The following is a 16675-nucleotide window of genomic DNA, read 5'->3' on the forward strand; positions in this document are numbered from 1 at the left end:
AATTAGAAAAAAACAGGCACAACGTGATGTTAAGGATAATACTTTAAATCACATTGTACCTGTTTTTTCCTGTTGCTATATTTTATAACTACAGATCATTTCATTATATTTTAATTGACCAATTGCTACAATCGATAACTTTCGTAGCAAAATCCTCATAGAAGTCTGGTTCATGGCAGATTAATAAGATACTTCCTTTATATTCGCTTAGAGCACGTTTTAATTCCTCTTTTGCTTCCACATCTAAGTGGTTCGTAGGTTCGTCTAGAAGTAAAATATTGGTTTCTCGATTAATTAATTTACAAAGTCTTACTTTCGCTTGCTCACCACCACTTAATACACGCACCTGGCTTTCAATGTGTTTTGTTGTAAGTCCACATTTTGCTAGAGCGGAACGCACTTCATACTGTGTCCAGGACGGAAACTCACACCAGAGCTCTTCAATACAGGTATTGTTTTTGGCTCCTGTCATTTCTTGCTCAAAATAGCCCTGATAGAGGTAGTCACCTAGGGTAACTTTACCGTTCAATGGTGGTATAATTCCTAAGATACTCTTCATTAATGTTGTTTTTCCGATACCATTAGCACCTTTTAATACAATTTTATCCCCACGTTCCATAGAAATCGAGATAGGTTTGGATAATGGCTCCTCATAGCCGATGATTAAGTGCTCTGTTTGGAAGATATAGCGACTTGCAGCACGGGCTTCTTTAAAATGAAACTCTGGCTTTGGTTTTTCTTTTGCCAGCTCAATCACATCCATTTTGTCAAGTTTTTTCTGACGAGACATTGCCATATTACGGGTGGATACACGTGCTTTATTACGAGCTACGAAGTCTTGAAGCTCGTTAATTTCCTGCTGTTGCTTTTTATAGGCAGATTCTAATTGTGCCTTTTTCGCTGCGTAAACTTCTTGGAATTTATCATAGTCCCCAACGTAACGATTTAATTCCCCATTTTCCATATGATAAATAAGATTTATTACACTATTTAAAAATGGTATATCGTGTGAGATAAGAATAAATGCATTTTCATAATCCTGCAAATAACGCTTAAGCCATTCTATGTGTTCCACGTCTAAATAGTTTGTAGGCTCATCAAGTAAAAGAATATCAGGTTTTTCAAGAAGTAATTTACCAAGTAAAACTTTTGTTCTTTGACCACCACTTAAATCAGTAACATCCTTATCTAAACCGATATCTGTAAGGCCCAGTGCTCGTCCAATCTCTTCTACTTTAGAGTCGATAATATAGAAGTCATGGGCATCTAAAAGGTCTTGGATCGTACCAAATTCCTCCATAAGCTCTGCCATCTTTTCCTCGGAAGCATCCGCTAATTCGTTACAGATGTTATTCATTTTGGCTTCTAATTCAAATAAAAAGTTAAAAGCTGATTTTAATACATCACGGATTGTCATTCCTTTTTCTAAAATGGAATGTTGATCTAGATAGCCAACACGAACATTTTTTGACCATTCAATGTTACCTTCGTCTGGCATAAGTTTATTGGTTATAATATTCATAAAAGTAGATTTACCTTCACCATTTGCTCCGATAAGCCCAATATGCTCCCCCTTTAACAGGCGGAAGGATACATCGTGAAATATCATTCGCTCACCAAAACCATGATTTAGGTTCGATACATTTAATATGCTCATTCTAATACTGCTCCTTGTATAATAAATTCAATAGGTGCAAAACATGTACATTATAGACGATGTAGAGTAAAATTACAAGAGATTTCTCTTTGGCTAAGTTGGGTTATGCTAACATTTTATTAGAAACAAATTATGAAATTTTTAATAGGATATTAATGAAACCACCATTTACGGGAGATTCTAGTTGTGTTAGAATGTTTTTTAATAAAGGAGATAACATATGACAATACAAGAATTTTTAAATCAATTAAGAGATAGCTTGGATGGCGAACTCCCTTACAACGAAATTGTTTCCAATGTGAATTATTATAGAGATTATATGAATTCCCAAAAGGGGGAGAAGTCTGAAGAAGAGATTACAGCAGCACTTGGTGACCCTCGTCTGATTGCGAGAACAATCATTGATACTTATCAAATGAATCATGATAATCAGGTACACTACCAATCTTATAGTTATTCAGATGGTGGGAACTATCAATCTACGAATTCTTCCAATGTTAATCATGAAGAGAACGAAAAGAAGAATAGAAATCGAGGAACATTTAAGGCAATAGGATTTCAAGGTTGGCTAGGATGTTTAATTAGTTTATTTATTCTGTTTATTGTGTTAGGTGCTGTTTTCTGGCTCGGTACACTGGCATTTAAGGTGTTTTTTAGATTTGTTCTTCCTGTTGTTTTAATCGTTGCAGGAGTATCTTATGTTTATAATCGATTTAGAAGGTAAGTTAAAGTATCGATTTATGCAATTAATTAAAGGGAGCATCGCCTAGTAGCCTAACATTGCTATGAAACGATACTCCCTTTCACCATTCTATGTTTAGAGTGGCAGTATATTTTTTTTGAATTCTTCGTTTATAATTTGAGCAGCAGCGTTATAAATTGCAGATAAACCACAAAAGATTCCAACGTAACCTGCGATGGTATGAATTGTGTGTGAGTCCATAAAATTAGCGAAAGCTAATAGGATAAACAGGATAGTTAATGAACCAAATACAATACGAGATGCCATGTTGTGTTTTAAAGTGCCAATAAACATAAAGAATGTGAAAATACCCCATAACAAAAGATAAAAACCAAGGCTGATAGAATCAGAGGATGGAATCGATTTTGTTGGGTTCATCCAAATCAGTATGAGTGACCACCAAAAGAATCCGTAAGCGGTAAATGCAGTGGCTCCAAATGTGTTATTCTTTTTAAACTCCATAATTCCAGCTATAATTTGAGCGGCTCCCCCTAGAGCAAATCCCATTGCTACAATTACTATGGATAGTGGTATAAATCCTGCATTGTGAAGATTAAGTAAGCAGGTTGTCATTCCAAATCCTAGCAAACCAAGTGGAGCTGGATTGGCAATCATTGCTTTTGTTTCTGTTGACATAGTGTCCTCCCATGAATTATTAAAGGTATTATTTAAACATAGGGTGCCATTGTAGCATGAGGGGAGGATTAATTCAAGAGAAAAATATGATAGAAATTCCTAGATAAGGTGTTAGTGTTTTTAAAAGTGAAACAGCCGGTAGGGGAGCTACCGGCTGTTTCGTTGAGGGGAGTATAAATAATTAATAAGGGGTTATATAGCGTATCAAAATTATGTAAGCTTACTAAGCAGTTTCCTACTTACTTCGTATTCATAATTACTGATACATTTTTTATAATACTACATAAAAAGGGAAAAATCAATAGATAAATAAATCTTTTTTTAATTTAAGAATTACTAAATATTTCCTTAATAAATTAAAAATGAAATAGAAAGAATTGTGTCACAATTTACCAAAAATACACTAAAAGACAAGAAATATTAAGTTAGATATTTCCCATTCATCAGAATAATTATGAATGGAATTGGTATACTAACTCCTGTAGTTATAATAACTAATTTTTAATAGGAGGACATACTATGTCATCAGAAAATAATAGCAAGAATACAAAGAACAGCAATAATTCTAGCTCTTATAAGAATTCCCAGAATGCTCAAAACGCTCAAAACGCTCAAAACGCTCAGAACGCTCAGAACGCTCAGAATTCCCAGAATGCTCAGAATAACACAAAGAACAACAATTCTGGTAACTACAAAAATACCCAGAACAACCAGAATTTCAAATAGTTATCACTAAGAAAAATTCTCTGAAAGAAGAGAAAATATTCTAATTTGAATATTTTTATTCACAATAAGAATGAATTTTAGTGATGTTCTATTGTATCAAAAGTGCCTAGGATGCAGTAATATAAGAGGATTAATACTTATATTACGTAATTCTAGGCATTTTTCATTCATAACGTAACTATTTATTTATTTTTCTGTTTTACTAAATTAAATGGATAAGGAAAAGAGAATTTGTCAATTTAACACTTAAAACAATCACCATTCTCGTCGAATGGAATACTATATTGTAGAAAGCTTTTCTTTCTTTGTATTCTAGAACAAAGGCGGTGTATGGTATGTATTTTGAAGGAGTGCGTTTAGAAGATATCAAACATTATATTGATAGAAAGGATGCTATTATTGTAGACTTAAGAAAAAAGGAAGATTATGATAAGGGGCATATTCCAAGCGCTGTTAGTGTACCATATACTTCTTCTGAGGAACTTGCGGAAAAAGTGAGGTATTTTAAAGTGGTTGTCTTATATTGTTACCGAGGAAATTTAAGTATGCTCGCTGCAAGAGATTTATATGGGATTCAAGGAAAGGTGTATCATATATGCGGAGGCATTCATGCTTATCCGTATCGTTTGGAGCATTAATGGGTGATATAATAACATTGACTGAAAGAGAAAAGAGAATTACAATGAGACCAGTGGTTTTTAGAAAACCAACGCGAGCAGTGAAATATATAGCTGATTTGGTTGGTTTTCTATGCGCTAATTATGGCGTATTGTTAAAAAACAATTGGAGGTTAGAATGAGTCGATACGAATACATTGCACCATGTCATTTCGGATTGGAGGCAATACTGAAGCGAGAAATTACAGACTTAGGGTACGAAATAGTCAGCGTAGAAGATGGACGAGTTATTTTTGCTGGAGATGAATCCGCAATCTGTAGAGCTAATATGTTCTTAAGAACAACAGAAAGAGTACTTATAAAAGTAGCAAAATTTAAAGCAGAGACCTTTGAGGAACTATTTCAAAAGACAAAGGAAGTTCCGTGGGAGCAGTTTATACCTAAAGATGGTAAGTTCTGGGTAGCGAAAGCAACATCAATTAAAAGCAAATTATTTAGCCCTTCTGATATTCAGTCTATTATGAAAAAAGCTATGGTTGAAAGACTAAAGGGAGTATATAAGTTGGAATGGTTTGAAGAGAGCGGTAATGAGTATCCTGTTCGCGTTACGTTTATGAAAGATGAGATAACCATTGGTATTGATACTTCTGGTGTATCACTTCATAAGAGAGGATACCGTAAGTTAATATCCAAGGCACCGATCACAGAAACTTTGGCAGCAGCATTGATTATGCTAACGCCATGGAATAAGGAACGAGTATTAATCGACCCATTCTGCGGTAGTGGTACATTTCCTATCGAAGCGGCCATGATTGGAGCTAGAATAGCGCCTGGTCTGAATCGTTCTTTCTTAGCGGAAAATTGGACGGATCTTATCCCAAAGAAAGCATGGTATGAGGCAGTGGAAGAAGCGAATGATTTAATTCTCCATGACATCGAAATGAATATCCAAGGGTATGACATTGATGGGGAAGTAATCAAAGCTGCGAAACAGAATGCTGAAGTTGCGGGAGTGGATCAGTACATTCATTTTCAGAAACGTTCTGTCAGTGAGCTTAGTAGTCCGAAAAAATATGGGTTTATAATAACGAATCCACCGTATGGAGAACGTTTGGAAGAAAAATCAGCGATGCCTCCAATTTATCAAGAAATTGGACAAGCAATGAAACGATTAGACACATGGTCTTGTTATTTGATAACAAGCTATGAGGATGCTGAAAAACACATTGGACGTCAGGCTGATCGTAATCGTAAAATCTATAATGGTATGTTAAAGACTTATTTTTATCAGTTCATGGGACCAAAACCACCGAAACGTTGAGAGATTAGCAAATGCGAAAGAGTAGGCTGAATGGGGCAACGTTATAAATAAGTAAAACGAAAAGGACGAAAGCAAATGGCTCTCCATCATTTTATAGTAGAGGCTATTTGCTTTCGTCTTTTTTTCTTTATAGTCTAGATATGTTTTGTAACCCAAGCTTCGATATCTTTCATAATTTCTTCTGCATTTAATTCGTTTAACAATTCATGTCTGCAATCGTTATACATAACACAGTCTACATTCTGAAACCCCAAACGTTTATACAACATAAATAAGCGCTCTACATCTTTCCCGTAACGGCTAACAGGATCTTTCGTACCACTAGTAAAGAGGATTGGTAAATCCTTACGAGTAAGTTTAATACGTTTTGGTAAACCAGCATGATAATCTAAGTTAGCAAGGTCTTCATAGAAGCTTGTACTGCATTGAAATCCACAGTAGGGATCATTAATATAAGCACCTACATTCGGATTATTTCGTGACAACCAATCATAGGATGTCCGTTCAGAAAGAGAAGTATAATGTTTGGTTTCAAAGATTTGTTTATTTAGGAATGCGGAATAATGTCTTGGACCTTTCAATTTTTTAATTGTGTGGGCGCATGCGATACCAATCCGGCTTTTTATTCGAGGATTAAAAGCTGTTCCAATTAAGACAACACAATCTAAATCCTGAAAAAACTGTATCGCATTTCTTGAAACCAGAGAACCCATACTATGTCCAATTAAGACTAACTTTTTTGCACGGTTGTTTTCTTTTACATAAGTTAAGACATTTAAAGCATCAGAAATTAAAAGCTTATAACCATCATTGTCTGCAATATAGCCAAGATCATCAAGCTTTTGATCCGTACCATGACCTCTATGGTTATATCGATACACATCATAGCCACAACTGTTTAGATAGTCCGTAAATAATTGATAGCGTTTGTGATGTTCTGCCATGCCATGAAGTAACAAAATAGTGCCTTTCACAGGCTCTGATTGACATAACTGAGGGTAAAGGATGGATTCATAACCATCTTTTTGAACTACAATTGGATTTGTTGCTTTCAATTTAAAATCTCCTTTCTTAACTAGGAAATAAGTAGCATACTAAACTTTACTTAGATTAGCCACCCACTTAATTATAAGAGGATTATGGGAAAAAGGCAATTAAAATCAATTCAATTTACTATAGAATATCAAATAATTAAAAAGGAACAATATAGACAAATGATAAGGAAACCATTATACTTAAGCATGAAAATTATGTTAATTAAACAAGTTTCATGCCGATATATAGATAGAGCATTTTATTTTATCTATATTGTGATAGGAGGAGCAAAAGTGCCAGAAGATAGGATATTAAAGCGCGCTGCAGCATATAGTGTGTTGCTTATGGTCTGTGTATTACTAATTCCTTTTGTTTTACATCTACAAAAGGAGAGTGTGTCGTACACTAGTGTATTTCCTATGTTTCCAACGACGGTTTCTACCATGCTCCCAATCGCTGAGAGTGAAAACTTTAAATACCTTTCAAATCAAGAGGGTTCTGATAGTAAGCAGGAAATAAATCAGCAAGTACCAGGAGGAATTTCAGAGGATATAAAAAAAAGGTTAGGTGATAACTTTATTGTAATAGAAAAGCCCTCTCTTTTGTCCGACTCCACCATGGTTGATTTAATCGATGAAGCAGTGGATCGTAAAATCCGTTTGATTATTACGGATTCCATTGAGACTAAGATAGAGGTAAACCAAATTCATCGGATGTATCGTGGTTACTATCACAAAGGGCTTCCAGAATCTGAGGTTCCGAAGGTAACCACTGTTCCTGAAAATCAAATAAATCAAGAAGAATTTGCAGAAAATCAACCTCTTACTTCTGCTTCGTCAGGAAAGGATAAAGTGGATGACAGTACTTTGGATAGTAACAAGGATACATCCAGTATTAGTAATTCGGGTTCTGGCTCTAACGAAGATACAGCAGAGAAAAGTGTAGTAGAGAATGTAACTAGTACGGATTGTATAAAGAGTCTTGAAATTAATTCCTATGCATCTGAAAAGAATAATTTTTCGACTGAGATTACAATAGAACTAGATAAGACATATGCTTATCTATTGTATGAGGATGATCATAACTACTATATTTCCCTAGTGCGTCCAAAGGATATCTATGATAAAATCATTGTTGTAGATGCAGGGCATGGTGGAAATGACTCCGGAACTTACTCAAGGGACTATTTATATCACGAAAAGGATATGAATCTTTCGATGGTACAGGAGTTAAAGAAATTATTAGACCAAGAAGACATTAAAGTTTATTATACCAGAACTATAGATCGCAGACTTACCCTGAATCAACGTGTAAACCTTGCAAATGATGTGGAGGCAGACTTTTTCTTAAGTATTCATTGTAATGCAAATGAGGAACGTGGAGTTCACGGTACAGAGGTACTTTATAATGAGAAACAAAACGATTGGGTAGTTATGAATTCCAAGGGATTTGCATCCATTTGCCTAAAGGAAGTCGTGGAGGAAATTGGTTTAGAGGAAAGAGGCTTAGTTCCGCGTAGTAAAGATGTTCATATTGTTGGAGAAGCGAACGTGCCGGTTGCTTTGGTAGAAGTAGCGTTTATGTCAAATCAAGGTGATCTAAATTTTTTAACTAGCGAGAATGGAAAGCAGAAGGTTGCGAAAGGTGTATACGATGCGATTTTATCTGCTTATAAGGAATTAGAAAAAGAAGAGCAACAAGGGCAAATAGCAATAAAAGAACCATAAGAATCCTACGTAATTAAAATAGAAATTAAAAAGTAAGGAAGTTAACAATGAGAAAGATTATTTTTGCAACATCCAACGAAGGAAAAATGAAAGAAATTCGGATGATACTAAAAGACTTAGATTACGAAGTTGTATCGATGAAGGAGGCTGGAATCGAGGTCGCGATTGAAGAAACAGGGACAACCTTTGAAGAGAATGCTATAATTAAGGCAAAAACTATAATGGAGATTACAGGAGAGATTGTTTTAGCCGATGATTCCGGACTTGAAGTTGATTACCTTGATAAAGCACCAGGTGTATATTCCGCACGTTATCTTGGAGAAGATACCTCTTATGATATTAAAAATAATCATATCTTATCCTTACTTTCTGGAGTACCAGAGGAGAAACGTTCGGCTCGATTTGTATGCGTCATTGCATGTGCATGGCCAAATGGAGAGATAAAGGTTAAGAGAGCAACCATTGAAGGCAACATTGGTCATAAGATAGCTGGTGAGAATGGATTTGGATATGATCCAATTTTTGTTGTTCCAGAATACGGTTGTACTACTGCGGAATTATCTGCAGAGCAAAAGAATACAATTAGTCATCGGGCGAAAGCGTTGAATGCAATGAAGGAAGAATTATAGGTTTAGGAGAACATTCATGAAGATACTAATTGTAAGTGATTCACATGGTAGATGTTATTATTTGGAGAGAGCTTTAAAAAAGGTCTCTCCAATTGATATGTTAATCCATCTTGGAGACTTGGAAGGTGATGCAACCTATATCGAAGCGTTAGCGGATTGCCCTGTTGAGATGGTTTCTGGAAATAATGATTATTTTACCGATATTCCACGTGAAAGATTTTTAGAAATCGGGAAATACTATGTAATGTTAACACACGGTCATCGGTACGGTGTGAATTATGGAATAGAGCAACTTAAAGAGGCTGCTGTGCTAAATGGTGCAGACATCGTGATGTTTGGACATACTCATCAACCGTTGATTGATTTGACAGATGATAATCTCGCTGTCATTAATCCTGGTAGTATTACACAACCTAGACAAACAGGGCGAATACCAACGTTTATCCTAATGGATATTGATTCAAAAGGAGAAGCGCATTACACACTTAATTTTATAGATGATAATCTTTAGGACATTCTTAAATATGGGATGGCATAAACTGGATGAAAAATCTTATAAAAAAAGTGTTGACATTCACCTTTTTGTCATATATAATAACTCTTGCGTCTGACAGAGAACACCTCTTAAGGATGCAAAACAGAATATAATGTGTGAATTTATTTACCGGGGTGTGGCTCAGTTTGGCTAGAGTGCTTGATTTGGGATCAAGAGGTCGCAGGTTCGAATCCTGTCACCCCGATTGAATAACAAAACACGCATGCGGGTGTAGTTCAATGGTAGAACACTAGCCTTCCAAGCTAGATACGTGGGTTCGATTCCCATCACCCGCTTGATGTTTGGCATGACATCAAAAAAAATATGCTAAATGTGCTAGTAGCTCAGTTGGATAGAGCATCGGCCTTCTAAGCCGGTTGTCGGGGGTTCGAATCCCTTCTGGCACATTTTTTCTTTCTTAAGAGAAAATATTTGTGGTGGGTATAGCGCAGTTGGTTAGCGCGCCAGATTGTGGCTCTGGAGGCCAAGGGTTCGAATCCCTTTATCCACCCTAACAACAAAGAGTTGTATTTATTAAGTCTTTTATTAATAAAAGATTTTGATAGTGGGCTATCGCCAAGCGGTAAGGCACAGGACTTTGACTCCTGCATTCGCTGGTTCAAATCCAGCTAGCCCAGCTGCTAAGTGATTTAGCATAGATTTCTTTTGGATGACTAGGTTTTATGTAATTTAGTTATTAAAAAGAAGAAATGGGATATTAGCTCAGTCGGTAGAGCACTTGACTTTTAATCAAGGTGTCCCGGGTTCGAATCCCGGATGTCTCATGACAGAGCTAGAAAGTTGTTTTGACAACTGGATACTTCTGTTAGAAAGAGCAATAAAAGAATTGCTAATGTATGCGGATGTGGCGGAACTGGCAGACGCACTAGACTTAGGATCTAGCGGGCAACCGTGCAGGTTCAATTCCTGTCATCCGCATTAGTTTTTTCTTTCCATGTATCTCTGAGAAATACACTATTTCTAGGAAATACATAATTTCCATATAGTAGAATGCATGGAATAAATATTGCCGCGGGGTGTGGCTCAGTTTGGCTAGAGTGCTTGATTTGGGATCAAGAGGTCGCAGGTTCGAATCCTGTCACCCCGATAATTTAGAGAGAAGAGGCGAGAGCCTCTTTTTTTGTTGTCTAGAAAAGAAATCTGTTCTGCTGTCTGCTCTTGTTTTCTGGCATTGTCTAGTCTTATTTTGTAGCATATACTTCCAATTACAATTATTATCTGATATAATGAAAGTTGGTATATGCTTTGGATCACAGATCGTTTTGGGGATTCCATAGCGTCAGATAGGGAGGTTTTACTATGGCATCAGTATATGTTTTTTTAGCGGATGGATTTGAGGAAATAGAGGCTCTCACGGTGGTTGATTTACTGCGTAGAGCTAAGGTTGATGTTACGACAGTATCAATTACTGAAAATATTCTTGTTCATGGGGCTCATGGAATTGATGTTATGGCCGATATACTATTTAGAGATAATTTATCAGAATCTGATATGTTGGTTCTACCGGGCGGTGGACCAGGTACAAGAAGTTTATTAGCTCATGAGGGATTAAAAGATTTACTAAAAGACTATGAAAAGAAAGGTCGTTACTTAGCAGCAATTTGTGCAGCTCCATCGGTATTAGGAATGCATGGTATCTTGAAAGGAAAACGTGCAATTTGTTATCCTGGTTTTGAGGACAAATTATTGGATGCTATAGTAATTAACAATAAGGTCATAGTAGATGGAAAAATTATTACGAGTAAAGGTCCAGGGACTTCCATAGAATTTTCCTTAGAACTAATAAAGATTCTTTGCGGAGAGGAAATAGCGAATCAGATTTTAGATGGAATTTTGTATCAGTTGTAACTTGTGGTGATGAAAGCCAAGGATGGCGGAATTAAGTTGTTTTAAACGCTTTACAGATTAAGAGTAATCGTTATCCTTAACAAACTTCATATGCACAAAATAAGTGCAGGAATGGGGGATAAAATGAAAGAAAAAAAAGAGGAATACAGTTATATTGTCAATAGGAACAATGAGACAAAGCATAAGAGTAGAGTTAGAAAAGTAATAGCGATATTTACAACGTTAAGTCTTTTAATGGGAGCATTTCTACTGATTGACCAATTAACGCCGTGGATTGTATTCTCTAAGGAAGAGGATATGGAATCAGTTAATAAAGCTGAGGTAGAATCCATAAGGGAGATTTCCTTACTAGATAATAAATTAACGGTACCTGCCGCTTTAACGAAAATAGAACAGATCACGAATGATGGTACAGCGGTGAAGGTAGTAGTGAATTATAAAAATGAAAAAATATATGTTTCAGCTGGTACGAACAGTACAAAGTTCTACTTCTCACAAGATAAGATGAAGACATGGGAGAAGGTTACAGATGATCAACTTAAATACGGTATTGATATATCTGTTTTTTTAAAAACGTCTGATAACACCATTTACTTTAAGGGTGATAGAGATAAAGCAATTGTTGCAGTTACATTGCCGAAAGAAGACAAAGGCTTAAAAGTCACTTATTATGTTGAAAATGGAAAAGGTAGATTAAAATATGAAAATGTAACTCGTCCTTTGGAATTTCGAAAAGGAACTTATGGGCAGTGGGATAGTGATTTATCCAAAATTTTAGATCTATCAAGTTTTGAAATCACAGGTTATACATTACAGTTTCGTCTACAAGCAACGGATACGGAAAGAGCTGGACGAGTTGTAAGTGTCAAGATACCAAAACGTCAGGCACCTCCAAAGATTAGAGTAGACTATTCTAAGATGGAGATATCAGGACTAAAAGCTGGTCAAACTCTTTATCAAAAAGAAGGAGAGTCATTTCAGAGATTATTTGCACCAGAAGATTCTAAAATTAAAACTATAAGTCTTTATGAATTATTGTTTAATCAAGCTCAAACGCCAAATGTTACTCCTTTTCCAGCAACTACTATTGAGTTTCAAACTGCAGCTACAGATAAGAAAGTTGCAAGTGCTATTGTTGCAGTAGAGTTTCAGAAGCAGCCAGATGCGCCGGCATCTGGTAAGATTTTGGTGGATAAAACTACAGTAACTTTCCCAGAGGCTACAAAGACTACTCCTTATGAATATGTTGTTCTTCATCTAGGTGAAAAGCTAGACCTAACTGAAGTTAAGTGGACTAAAGTAACATCGAATAAACCATTTGAGATTAAAAAAGTCGGAAAAGCAACTCCTGCACCGGGAGATGTTATTTACTATAGACTTGCATCTACAACCAATAAAGAGACCAAGGTTGTGACACCTGCATCTATATATGCTAATGTACCGATTACTGCGGTACCAATTACCAATTAACTTTTAATCTTTTTTCGTAATAGCCACAAAGCAATTAAATTTGGGATTGCCATAACGGCATTGATTAAATCAGAACTCTCCCATACGAGTTCCAATGACATAATGGAACCAAAAAAAATCATAAGAATATATACAAGGCGGTAGATTTCGATTCCTTTTTTCGGGAAGAGATATTCTACCGCTTTTTCTCCGAAGTAACTCCATCCAATTAGGGTTGCAACTGCAAAAGCGACTAAAGAGATACGGAGCATAAAAACTCCAAATGGAATTTGAGCAAAGGCTGCGGTGGTTAATTCACCCATTGATAATCCCTTAATGGAATCAGGGTTTTTAAGTATGGTGGACACAATAATAAGTCCAGTAAGAGCACACATAACAACAGTATCCCAAAAAGTTGCACTCATAGAGACGAGAGCTTGGTTTTTGTAACGGAGATTAAGAGAATCAGCGTGGTTTTCTAAATCATTGTTTGAGTTGTTATTCGCTAAAACAGTTTTATTTATGCGATCCGATGAAATAGACTGCTTAGGATTGTCTGATAAAGCGGAGCCACCTGCTGCAATTGCAGCAGAACCAAGTCCAGCTTCATTCGTAAAAAGTCCACGAGAAATTCCATATCTGGCAGCAATGCTGATAGAACCACCTAAAACTCCTCCAGCAACAGCTTTTGTAGAAAAAGCGGTTTTAATGATAATGCTAAGAGCTGGTAAAACATATGGAAGATTGACCAATAGGATAAAAATACAGCCACCAACATAAAAGATAGCCATCGCAGGTACTAGTTTCATACAAATATTCTGTATGGAATTAACACCCCCAACAATGACTAGACCAATTAAGAAGGCAGCAACGATACCGGACAGATAGGGAGAGATTCCAAACGCTTTCGTAGCATCTGTTATCGAGCGAGCTTGCGTTGAACCTCCCATGCCGAAGGCTGCTAATAAGGTGGCGATGCAAAAGATGATAGCCAACCATTTACTATGTAACCCATATTCTAGTGCGTACATTGGACCACCGCAATATGTTCCATCTGGTTTTTGTTTGCGGTAGCACATACCCAGATAACATTCTGCATAAGTGGTTGCCATCCCAAAAACACCAGTGAGCCAACACCATAAAACTGCTCCAGGACCACCAAGCGCAATCGCAGTTGAAATACCAACGATATTACCAGTTCCAAGGGTAGCAGCTAACGTAGTTGTAAGTGTTTTAAAACTACTGGAATTCCCGTGAGCATCTGATTCTGTGGAGACAGAATTTTTGATTCCTTTTTTTAATTCTTTTTGAATAAAATGAAGTCGAAATGTAAAGTACAGGTGAGTTCCAAATAATAAGAATAACATTGGACCGCCCCAAAGATAATGATTGATTGTTTGTATTGATTTTAGTAAGTCATTCATAAATTCCTTTCTAGTAATCTTAAGTCTAAGGAAGGAAAGACGAATCGATTACCTAGCGCTACTATCGCTCGGGAAAATCCTTATTCTATGTATATGAAATCAATCTTTTCTATATTCAAGAAGCCTAGTAAATAACATAACTTACCATCATAATATTATATTGCGTGGTAATAATAATATCAAGATAAGTGACGAAACACAAAGCATATCAAATATGAAATGACTTTTTGAAAGTTGATTGCAAAATGACATCTAAGGTATCAGGCAATAATCTTAGGATTACAGCAGGATTTAGACAGAATGGATCGCTATTAGTAGTGAGTGCAGCCAATTGAAATTAGGAAGTTTTATAAATGTCGATAAGCGGTGAGGAGTAGTTGCTTATCGTTCCTAAGAGCAGTTTTAGTCGAAACGACTATCCCTAGTATATGGAACTGCTCGTCAACTATACAGCTTCACGGAGGTGAATTTTATGACAAGTAGCAATCAAAGTACAAGTTCTAGCAATAGGATGGCAGTGCCTGAAGCAAAAGAAGCAATGAATCGTATGAAGATGGAAGTTGCGTCTGAATTAGGAGTACCTCTAACTCAGGGCTATAATGGAAATCTTACAAGTGCTCAGAACGGATCAGTTGGTGGAGAAATGGTTCGCCAGATGATTAAAAAGCAAGAAGAATCTATGAGCGGCAAATAGCAAATAGAAATAAAGCAAATAGAAAGAAACGCTGCAAAGTGGTATTTTTACCACTTTGTGGCGTTTCTTTTCGTTTAATTAATGCAATAATGAAAAAATATTCACATTATGAATATAATATGATAGAATAAATGTATATGGGCAAAAATTTTGCCAAACATTAAATAGAGGAGTAACGGCATGGGAAAGTATTTTGGAACAGATGGCTTTCGTGGGGAAGCGAATAAAACGTTAACTGTGGAGCATGCTTATAAGGTTGGTCGTTTCTTAGGATGGTATTATGGAAAAGATCACAAAGCAAAGGTAGCAATAGGTAAGGATACAAGAAGATCCAGTTATATGTTTGAATATTCCTTGGTAGCCGGTTTGACTGCGAGTGGGGCGGATGTTTATCTTCTGCATGTAACACCTACACCGAGTGTTTCCTATGTAGTACGTAGTGAAGGATTTGACTGTGGTATCATGATAAGTGCTAGTCACAATCCATTTCAAGATAATGGAATTAAAGTAATTAATGGCAGTGGGTATAAATTAGAGGCTGAAGTTGAAAAACTAATTGAAGACTATATTGATGGTATGCTACCAGAGATACCATTTGCTTTTGGGGAAAACATTGGAAAAACAGTAGACTATTCCATGGGGAGACATCGTTATATAGGACACCTAATTTCGCTTGCAACACGCTCCTTTGAAGGTATTAAAGTTGGACTTGACCTTGCCAATGGGTCAGCTACTACAGTTGCAAAAGGTGTTTTTGATGCTCTAGGAGCTAAGACTTATGTGATTAATAGTGAACCAAATGGTGTCAATATCAATACGAATTGTGGTTCTACGCATATAGAACATTTGAAACAATTTGTCGTTGATCAGAAGTTAGATATTGGATTTGCATATGATGGAGATGCGGATCGCTGTCTTGCAGTAGATGAATTAGGGCAAGAGATTGATGGGGATGCGATTCTTTACTTATGCGGATGCTATATGAAGGAGAGAGGCGAGCTTTGTAATAATACTGTTGTCACAACTATAATGTCGAATCTAGGACTATATAAATCCTTAGATGCAAAAGGAATAGGATATGCCAAAACTGCTGTTGGTGATAAGTATGTATATGAAAATATGATGGAGCATGGGCATTCAATTGGTGGAGAGCAATCTGGTCATATTATCTTTAATAAGCATGCTACGACAGGGGATGGTGTTTTAACCTCTCTTAAGATTATGGAAGTTATGTTAGAAAAGAAAGTAAAAGTATCTGAATTACTTCGCGAGTTAAAGATATATCCTCAGCTTCTGCTTAATATCCCAGTGGTAGATAAGAAAAAAGCAAAGAATGATCCAGATGTGATAAAAGCAGCAGAAGCTGTGGAAAAAGAGCTTGGAGAGGATGGCAGAATCTTAGTTCGCGAAAGTGGCACGGAAGATGTTGTTCGTGTTATGGTTGAAGCAGGATCGAATGAGATATGTCAAAAGTACGCTGATGAAGTAGTTGCAGTCTTACGTCAGAATGGCCATATAAATGATAAGAAAAAATAGTTTTATTTTCGAAATTGATCGTTTCATCGTTAGTGCTACGTGGTGTAAAAATACACATACTTTATCGGATCTTAGAAT

Annotated in this window: 16 protein-coding genes and 8 tRNA genes; 20 read left to right on the forward strand and 4 right to left on the reverse strand. The window is 36.3% G+C overall.

Annotated features, from left to right (window positions below):
- Positions 1 to 103 precede the first annotated feature (103 nt).
- On the reverse strand, positions 104 to 1657 hold the full coding sequence (locus tag CC92_RS0101430) for an ABC-F family ATP-binding cassette domain-containing protein (RefSeq protein WP_029502187.1): 1554 nt from the start codon (positions 1655 to 1657) through the stop codon (positions 104 to 106).
- A 220-nt stretch (positions 1658 to 1877) separates the two neighbouring features.
- Between CC92_RS0101430 and CC92_RS21325 the strand changes: the two genes are divergently transcribed.
- Complete coding sequence (locus CC92_RS21325; protein WP_051650644.1) at positions 1878 to 2381, forward strand: DUF1700 domain-containing protein; 504 nt, start codon at positions 1878 to 1880, stop codon at positions 2379 to 2381.
- Between the two features lie 93 nt (positions 2382 to 2474).
- Here the strand turns inward: CC92_RS21325 and CC92_RS0101445 are convergent, their stop codons facing one another.
- Positions 2475 to 3035, reverse strand: coding sequence for an acetate uptake transporter (locus CC92_RS0101445; RefSeq protein ID WP_029502185.1), 561 nt, complete (start codon positions 3033 to 3035; stop codon positions 2475 to 2477).
- A gap of 519 nt (positions 3036 to 3554) precedes the next feature.
- On the opposite strand from CC92_RS0101445, the gene CC92_RS0101450 reads away from it, so the two are divergent.
- The 4 genes from CC92_RS0101450 (at position 3555) to CC92_RS0101465 (ending at position 5699) form a co-directional block, all read left to right on the forward strand.
- On the forward strand, positions 3555 to 3761 hold the full coding sequence (locus tag CC92_RS0101450) for a hypothetical protein (protein WP_051650643.1): 207 nt from the start codon (positions 3555 to 3557) through the stop codon (positions 3759 to 3761).
- 335 nt (positions 3762 to 4096) lie between these two features.
- On the forward strand, positions 4097 to 4399 hold the full coding sequence (locus tag CC92_RS0101455) for a rhodanese-like domain-containing protein (protein WP_029502183.1): 303 nt from the start codon (positions 4097 to 4099) through the stop codon (positions 4397 to 4399).
- On the forward strand, positions 4399 to 4560 hold the full coding sequence (locus tag CC92_RS22380) for a hypothetical protein (RefSeq protein ID WP_155998294.1): 162 nt from the start codon (positions 4399 to 4401) through the stop codon (positions 4558 to 4560). Before CC92_RS0101455 ends, CC92_RS22380 begins: the two co-directional genes overlap by 1 nt.
- Entirely contained in the window at positions 4557 to 5699 is a 1143-nt protein-coding gene (locus CC92_RS0101465; RefSeq protein WP_029502182.1) for a THUMP domain-containing class I SAM-dependent RNA methyltransferase, read from the forward strand. Before CC92_RS22380 ends, CC92_RS0101465 begins: the two co-directional genes overlap by 4 nt.
- Positions 5700 to 5833: 134 nt before the next feature.
- Here CC92_RS0101465 and CC92_RS0101470 read toward each other — a convergent pair whose 3' ends face one another.
- Positions 5834 to 6754: an alpha/beta fold hydrolase gene (locus tag CC92_RS0101470; protein ID WP_029502181.1), complete on the reverse strand. Its 921-nt coding sequence runs from the start codon at positions 6752 to 6754 to the stop codon at positions 5834 to 5836.
- 273 nt (positions 6755 to 7027) lie between these two features.
- Here CC92_RS0101470 and CC92_RS21330 point away from each other — a divergent pair, with 273 nt between their 5' ends.
- From CC92_RS21330 to CC92_RS0101535, 13 genes are all read left to right on the forward strand, one after another.
- A complete protein-coding gene (locus CC92_RS21330; protein WP_162175509.1) occupies positions 7028 to 8461 on the forward strand; it encodes an N-acetylmuramoyl-L-alanine amidase in 1434 nt (477 codons plus the stop codon).
- Positions 8462 to 8508: 47 nt separating this feature from the next.
- Positions 8509 to 9090, forward strand: a complete 582-nt coding sequence (locus tag CC92_RS0101480) for an XTP/dITP diphosphatase (RefSeq protein ID WP_029502179.1) — start codon at positions 8509 to 8511, stop codon at positions 9088 to 9090.
- A gap of 16 nt (positions 9091 to 9106) precedes the next feature.
- Positions 9107 to 9601, forward strand: coding sequence for a metallophosphoesterase family protein (locus CC92_RS0101485; RefSeq protein WP_029502178.1), 495 nt, complete (start codon positions 9107 to 9109; stop codon positions 9599 to 9601).
- Positions 9602 to 9755: 154 nt separating this feature from the next.
- Positions 9756 to 9830, forward strand: a tRNA-Pro gene (locus tag CC92_RS0101490).
- A gap of 20 nt (positions 9831 to 9850) precedes the next feature.
- A tRNA-Gly gene (locus CC92_RS0101495) sits at positions 9851 to 9921 on the forward strand.
- A 37-nt stretch (positions 9922 to 9958) separates the two neighbouring features.
- A tRNA-Arg gene (locus CC92_RS0101500) sits at positions 9959 to 10032 on the forward strand.
- Positions 10033 to 10062: 30 nt separating this feature from the next.
- Positions 10063 to 10136, forward strand: a tRNA-His gene (locus CC92_RS0101505).
- Between the two features lie 55 nt (positions 10137 to 10191).
- Positions 10192 to 10263, forward strand: a tRNA-Gln gene (locus tag CC92_RS0101510).
- A 74-nt stretch (positions 10264 to 10337) separates the two neighbouring features.
- Positions 10338 to 10410 (forward strand) — tRNA-Lys (locus tag CC92_RS0101515).
- A 74-nt stretch (positions 10411 to 10484) separates the two neighbouring features.
- Positions 10485 to 10564, forward strand: a tRNA-Leu gene (locus tag CC92_RS0101520).
- Between the two features lie 94 nt (positions 10565 to 10658).
- A tRNA-Pro gene (locus CC92_RS0101525) sits at positions 10659 to 10733 on the forward strand.
- A 212-nt stretch (positions 10734 to 10945) separates the two neighbouring features.
- Positions 10946 to 11494 carry a DJ-1 family glyoxalase III gene (locus CC92_RS0101530; protein ID WP_029502177.1) on the forward strand — a complete coding sequence of 183 codons (549 nt, stop codon included), beginning with the start codon at positions 10946 to 10948 and terminating at the stop codon, positions 11492 to 11494.
- A 123-nt stretch (positions 11495 to 11617) separates the two neighbouring features.
- Positions 11618 to 12964: a hypothetical protein gene (locus CC92_RS0101535; protein WP_029502176.1), complete on the forward strand. Its 1347-nt coding sequence runs from the start codon at positions 11618 to 11620 to the stop codon at positions 12962 to 12964.
- Here the strand turns inward: CC92_RS0101535 and CC92_RS20645 are convergent.
- On the reverse strand, positions 12961 to 14367 hold the full coding sequence (locus tag CC92_RS20645) for an alanine/glycine:cation symporter family protein (protein ID WP_034218374.1): 1407 nt from the start codon (positions 14365 to 14367) through the stop codon (positions 12961 to 12963). The genes CC92_RS0101535 and CC92_RS20645 overlap by 4 nt on opposite strands.
- Before the next feature lie 472 nt (positions 14368 to 14839).
- Here CC92_RS20645 and CC92_RS0101545 point away from each other — a divergent pair, with 472 nt between their 5' ends.
- Positions 14840 to 15061 (forward strand): alpha/beta-type small acid-soluble spore protein, encoded by a 222-nt coding sequence (locus CC92_RS0101545; RefSeq protein WP_029502174.1) that lies wholly within the window; start codon positions 14840 to 14842, stop codon positions 15059 to 15061.
- Positions 15062 to 15241: 180 nt separating this feature from the next.
- The gene (gene glmM / locus CC92_RS0101550) at positions 15242 to 16597 is read left to right on the forward strand and encodes a phosphoglucosamine mutase (protein WP_029502173.1); all 1356 of its coding nucleotides are present in this window, start codon (positions 15242 to 15244) and stop codon (positions 16595 to 16597) included.
- Positions 16598 to 16675: the final 78 nt, after the last annotated feature.

It is taken from the genome of Lachnoclostridium phytofermentans (genome assembly GCF_000733755.1).
In the GTDB taxonomy this organism is placed as follows: domain Bacteria; phylum Bacillota; class Clostridia; order Lachnospirales; family Lachnospiraceae; genus Lachnoclostridium; species Lachnoclostridium phytofermentans_A.

Coding starts and splice junctions, on each gene's coding strand:
- CC92_RS0101485 (WP_029502178.1), top strand. CDS start 9,107: ATGAAGATACTAATTGTAAGTGATTCACATGGTAGATGTTATTATTTG.
- CC92_RS0101430 (WP_029502187.1), bottom strand. CDS start 1,657: ATGAGCATATTAAATGTATCGAACCTAAATCATGGTTTTGGTGAGCGA.
- CC92_RS0101530 (WP_029502177.1), top strand. CDS start 10,946: ATGGCATCAGTATATGTTTTTTTAGCGGATGGATTTGAGGAAATAGAG.
- CC92_RS22380 (WP_155998294.1), top strand. CDS start 4,399: ATGGGTGATATAATAACATTGACTGAAAGAGAAAAGAGAATTACAATG.
- CC92_RS0101480 (WP_029502179.1), top strand. CDS start 8,509: ATGAGAAAGATTATTTTTGCAACATCCAACGAAGGAAAAATGAAAGAA.
- CC92_RS21325 (WP_051650644.1), top strand. CDS start 1,878: ATGACAATACAAGAATTTTTAAATCAATTAAGAGATAGCTTGGATGGC.
- CC92_RS0101465 (WP_029502182.1), top strand. CDS start 4,557: ATGAGTCGATACGAATACATTGCACCATGTCATTTCGGATTGGAGGCA.
- glmM (WP_029502173.1), top strand. CDS start 15,242: ATGGGAAAGTATTTTGGAACAGATGGCTTTCGTGGGGAAGCGAATAAA.
- CC92_RS0101450 (WP_051650643.1), top strand. CDS start 3,555: ATGTCATCAGAAAATAATAGCAAGAATACAAAGAACAGCAATAATTCT.
- CC92_RS0101545 (WP_029502174.1), top strand. CDS start 14,840: ATGACAAGTAGCAATCAAAGTACAAGTTCTAGCAATAGGATGGCAGTG.
- CC92_RS0101445 (WP_029502185.1), bottom strand. CDS start 3,035: ATGTCAACAGAAACAAAAGCAATGATTGCCAATCCAGCTCCACTTGGT.
- CC92_RS0101535 (WP_029502176.1), top strand. CDS start 11,618: ATGAAAGAAAAAAAAGAGGAATACAGTTATATTGTCAATAGGAACAAT.
- CC92_RS20645 (WP_034218374.1), bottom strand. CDS start 14,367: ATGAATGACTTACTAAAATCAATACAAACAATCAATCATTATCTTTGG.
- CC92_RS0101455 (WP_029502183.1), top strand. CDS start 4,097: ATGTATTTTGAAGGAGTGCGTTTAGAAGATATCAAACATTATATTGAT.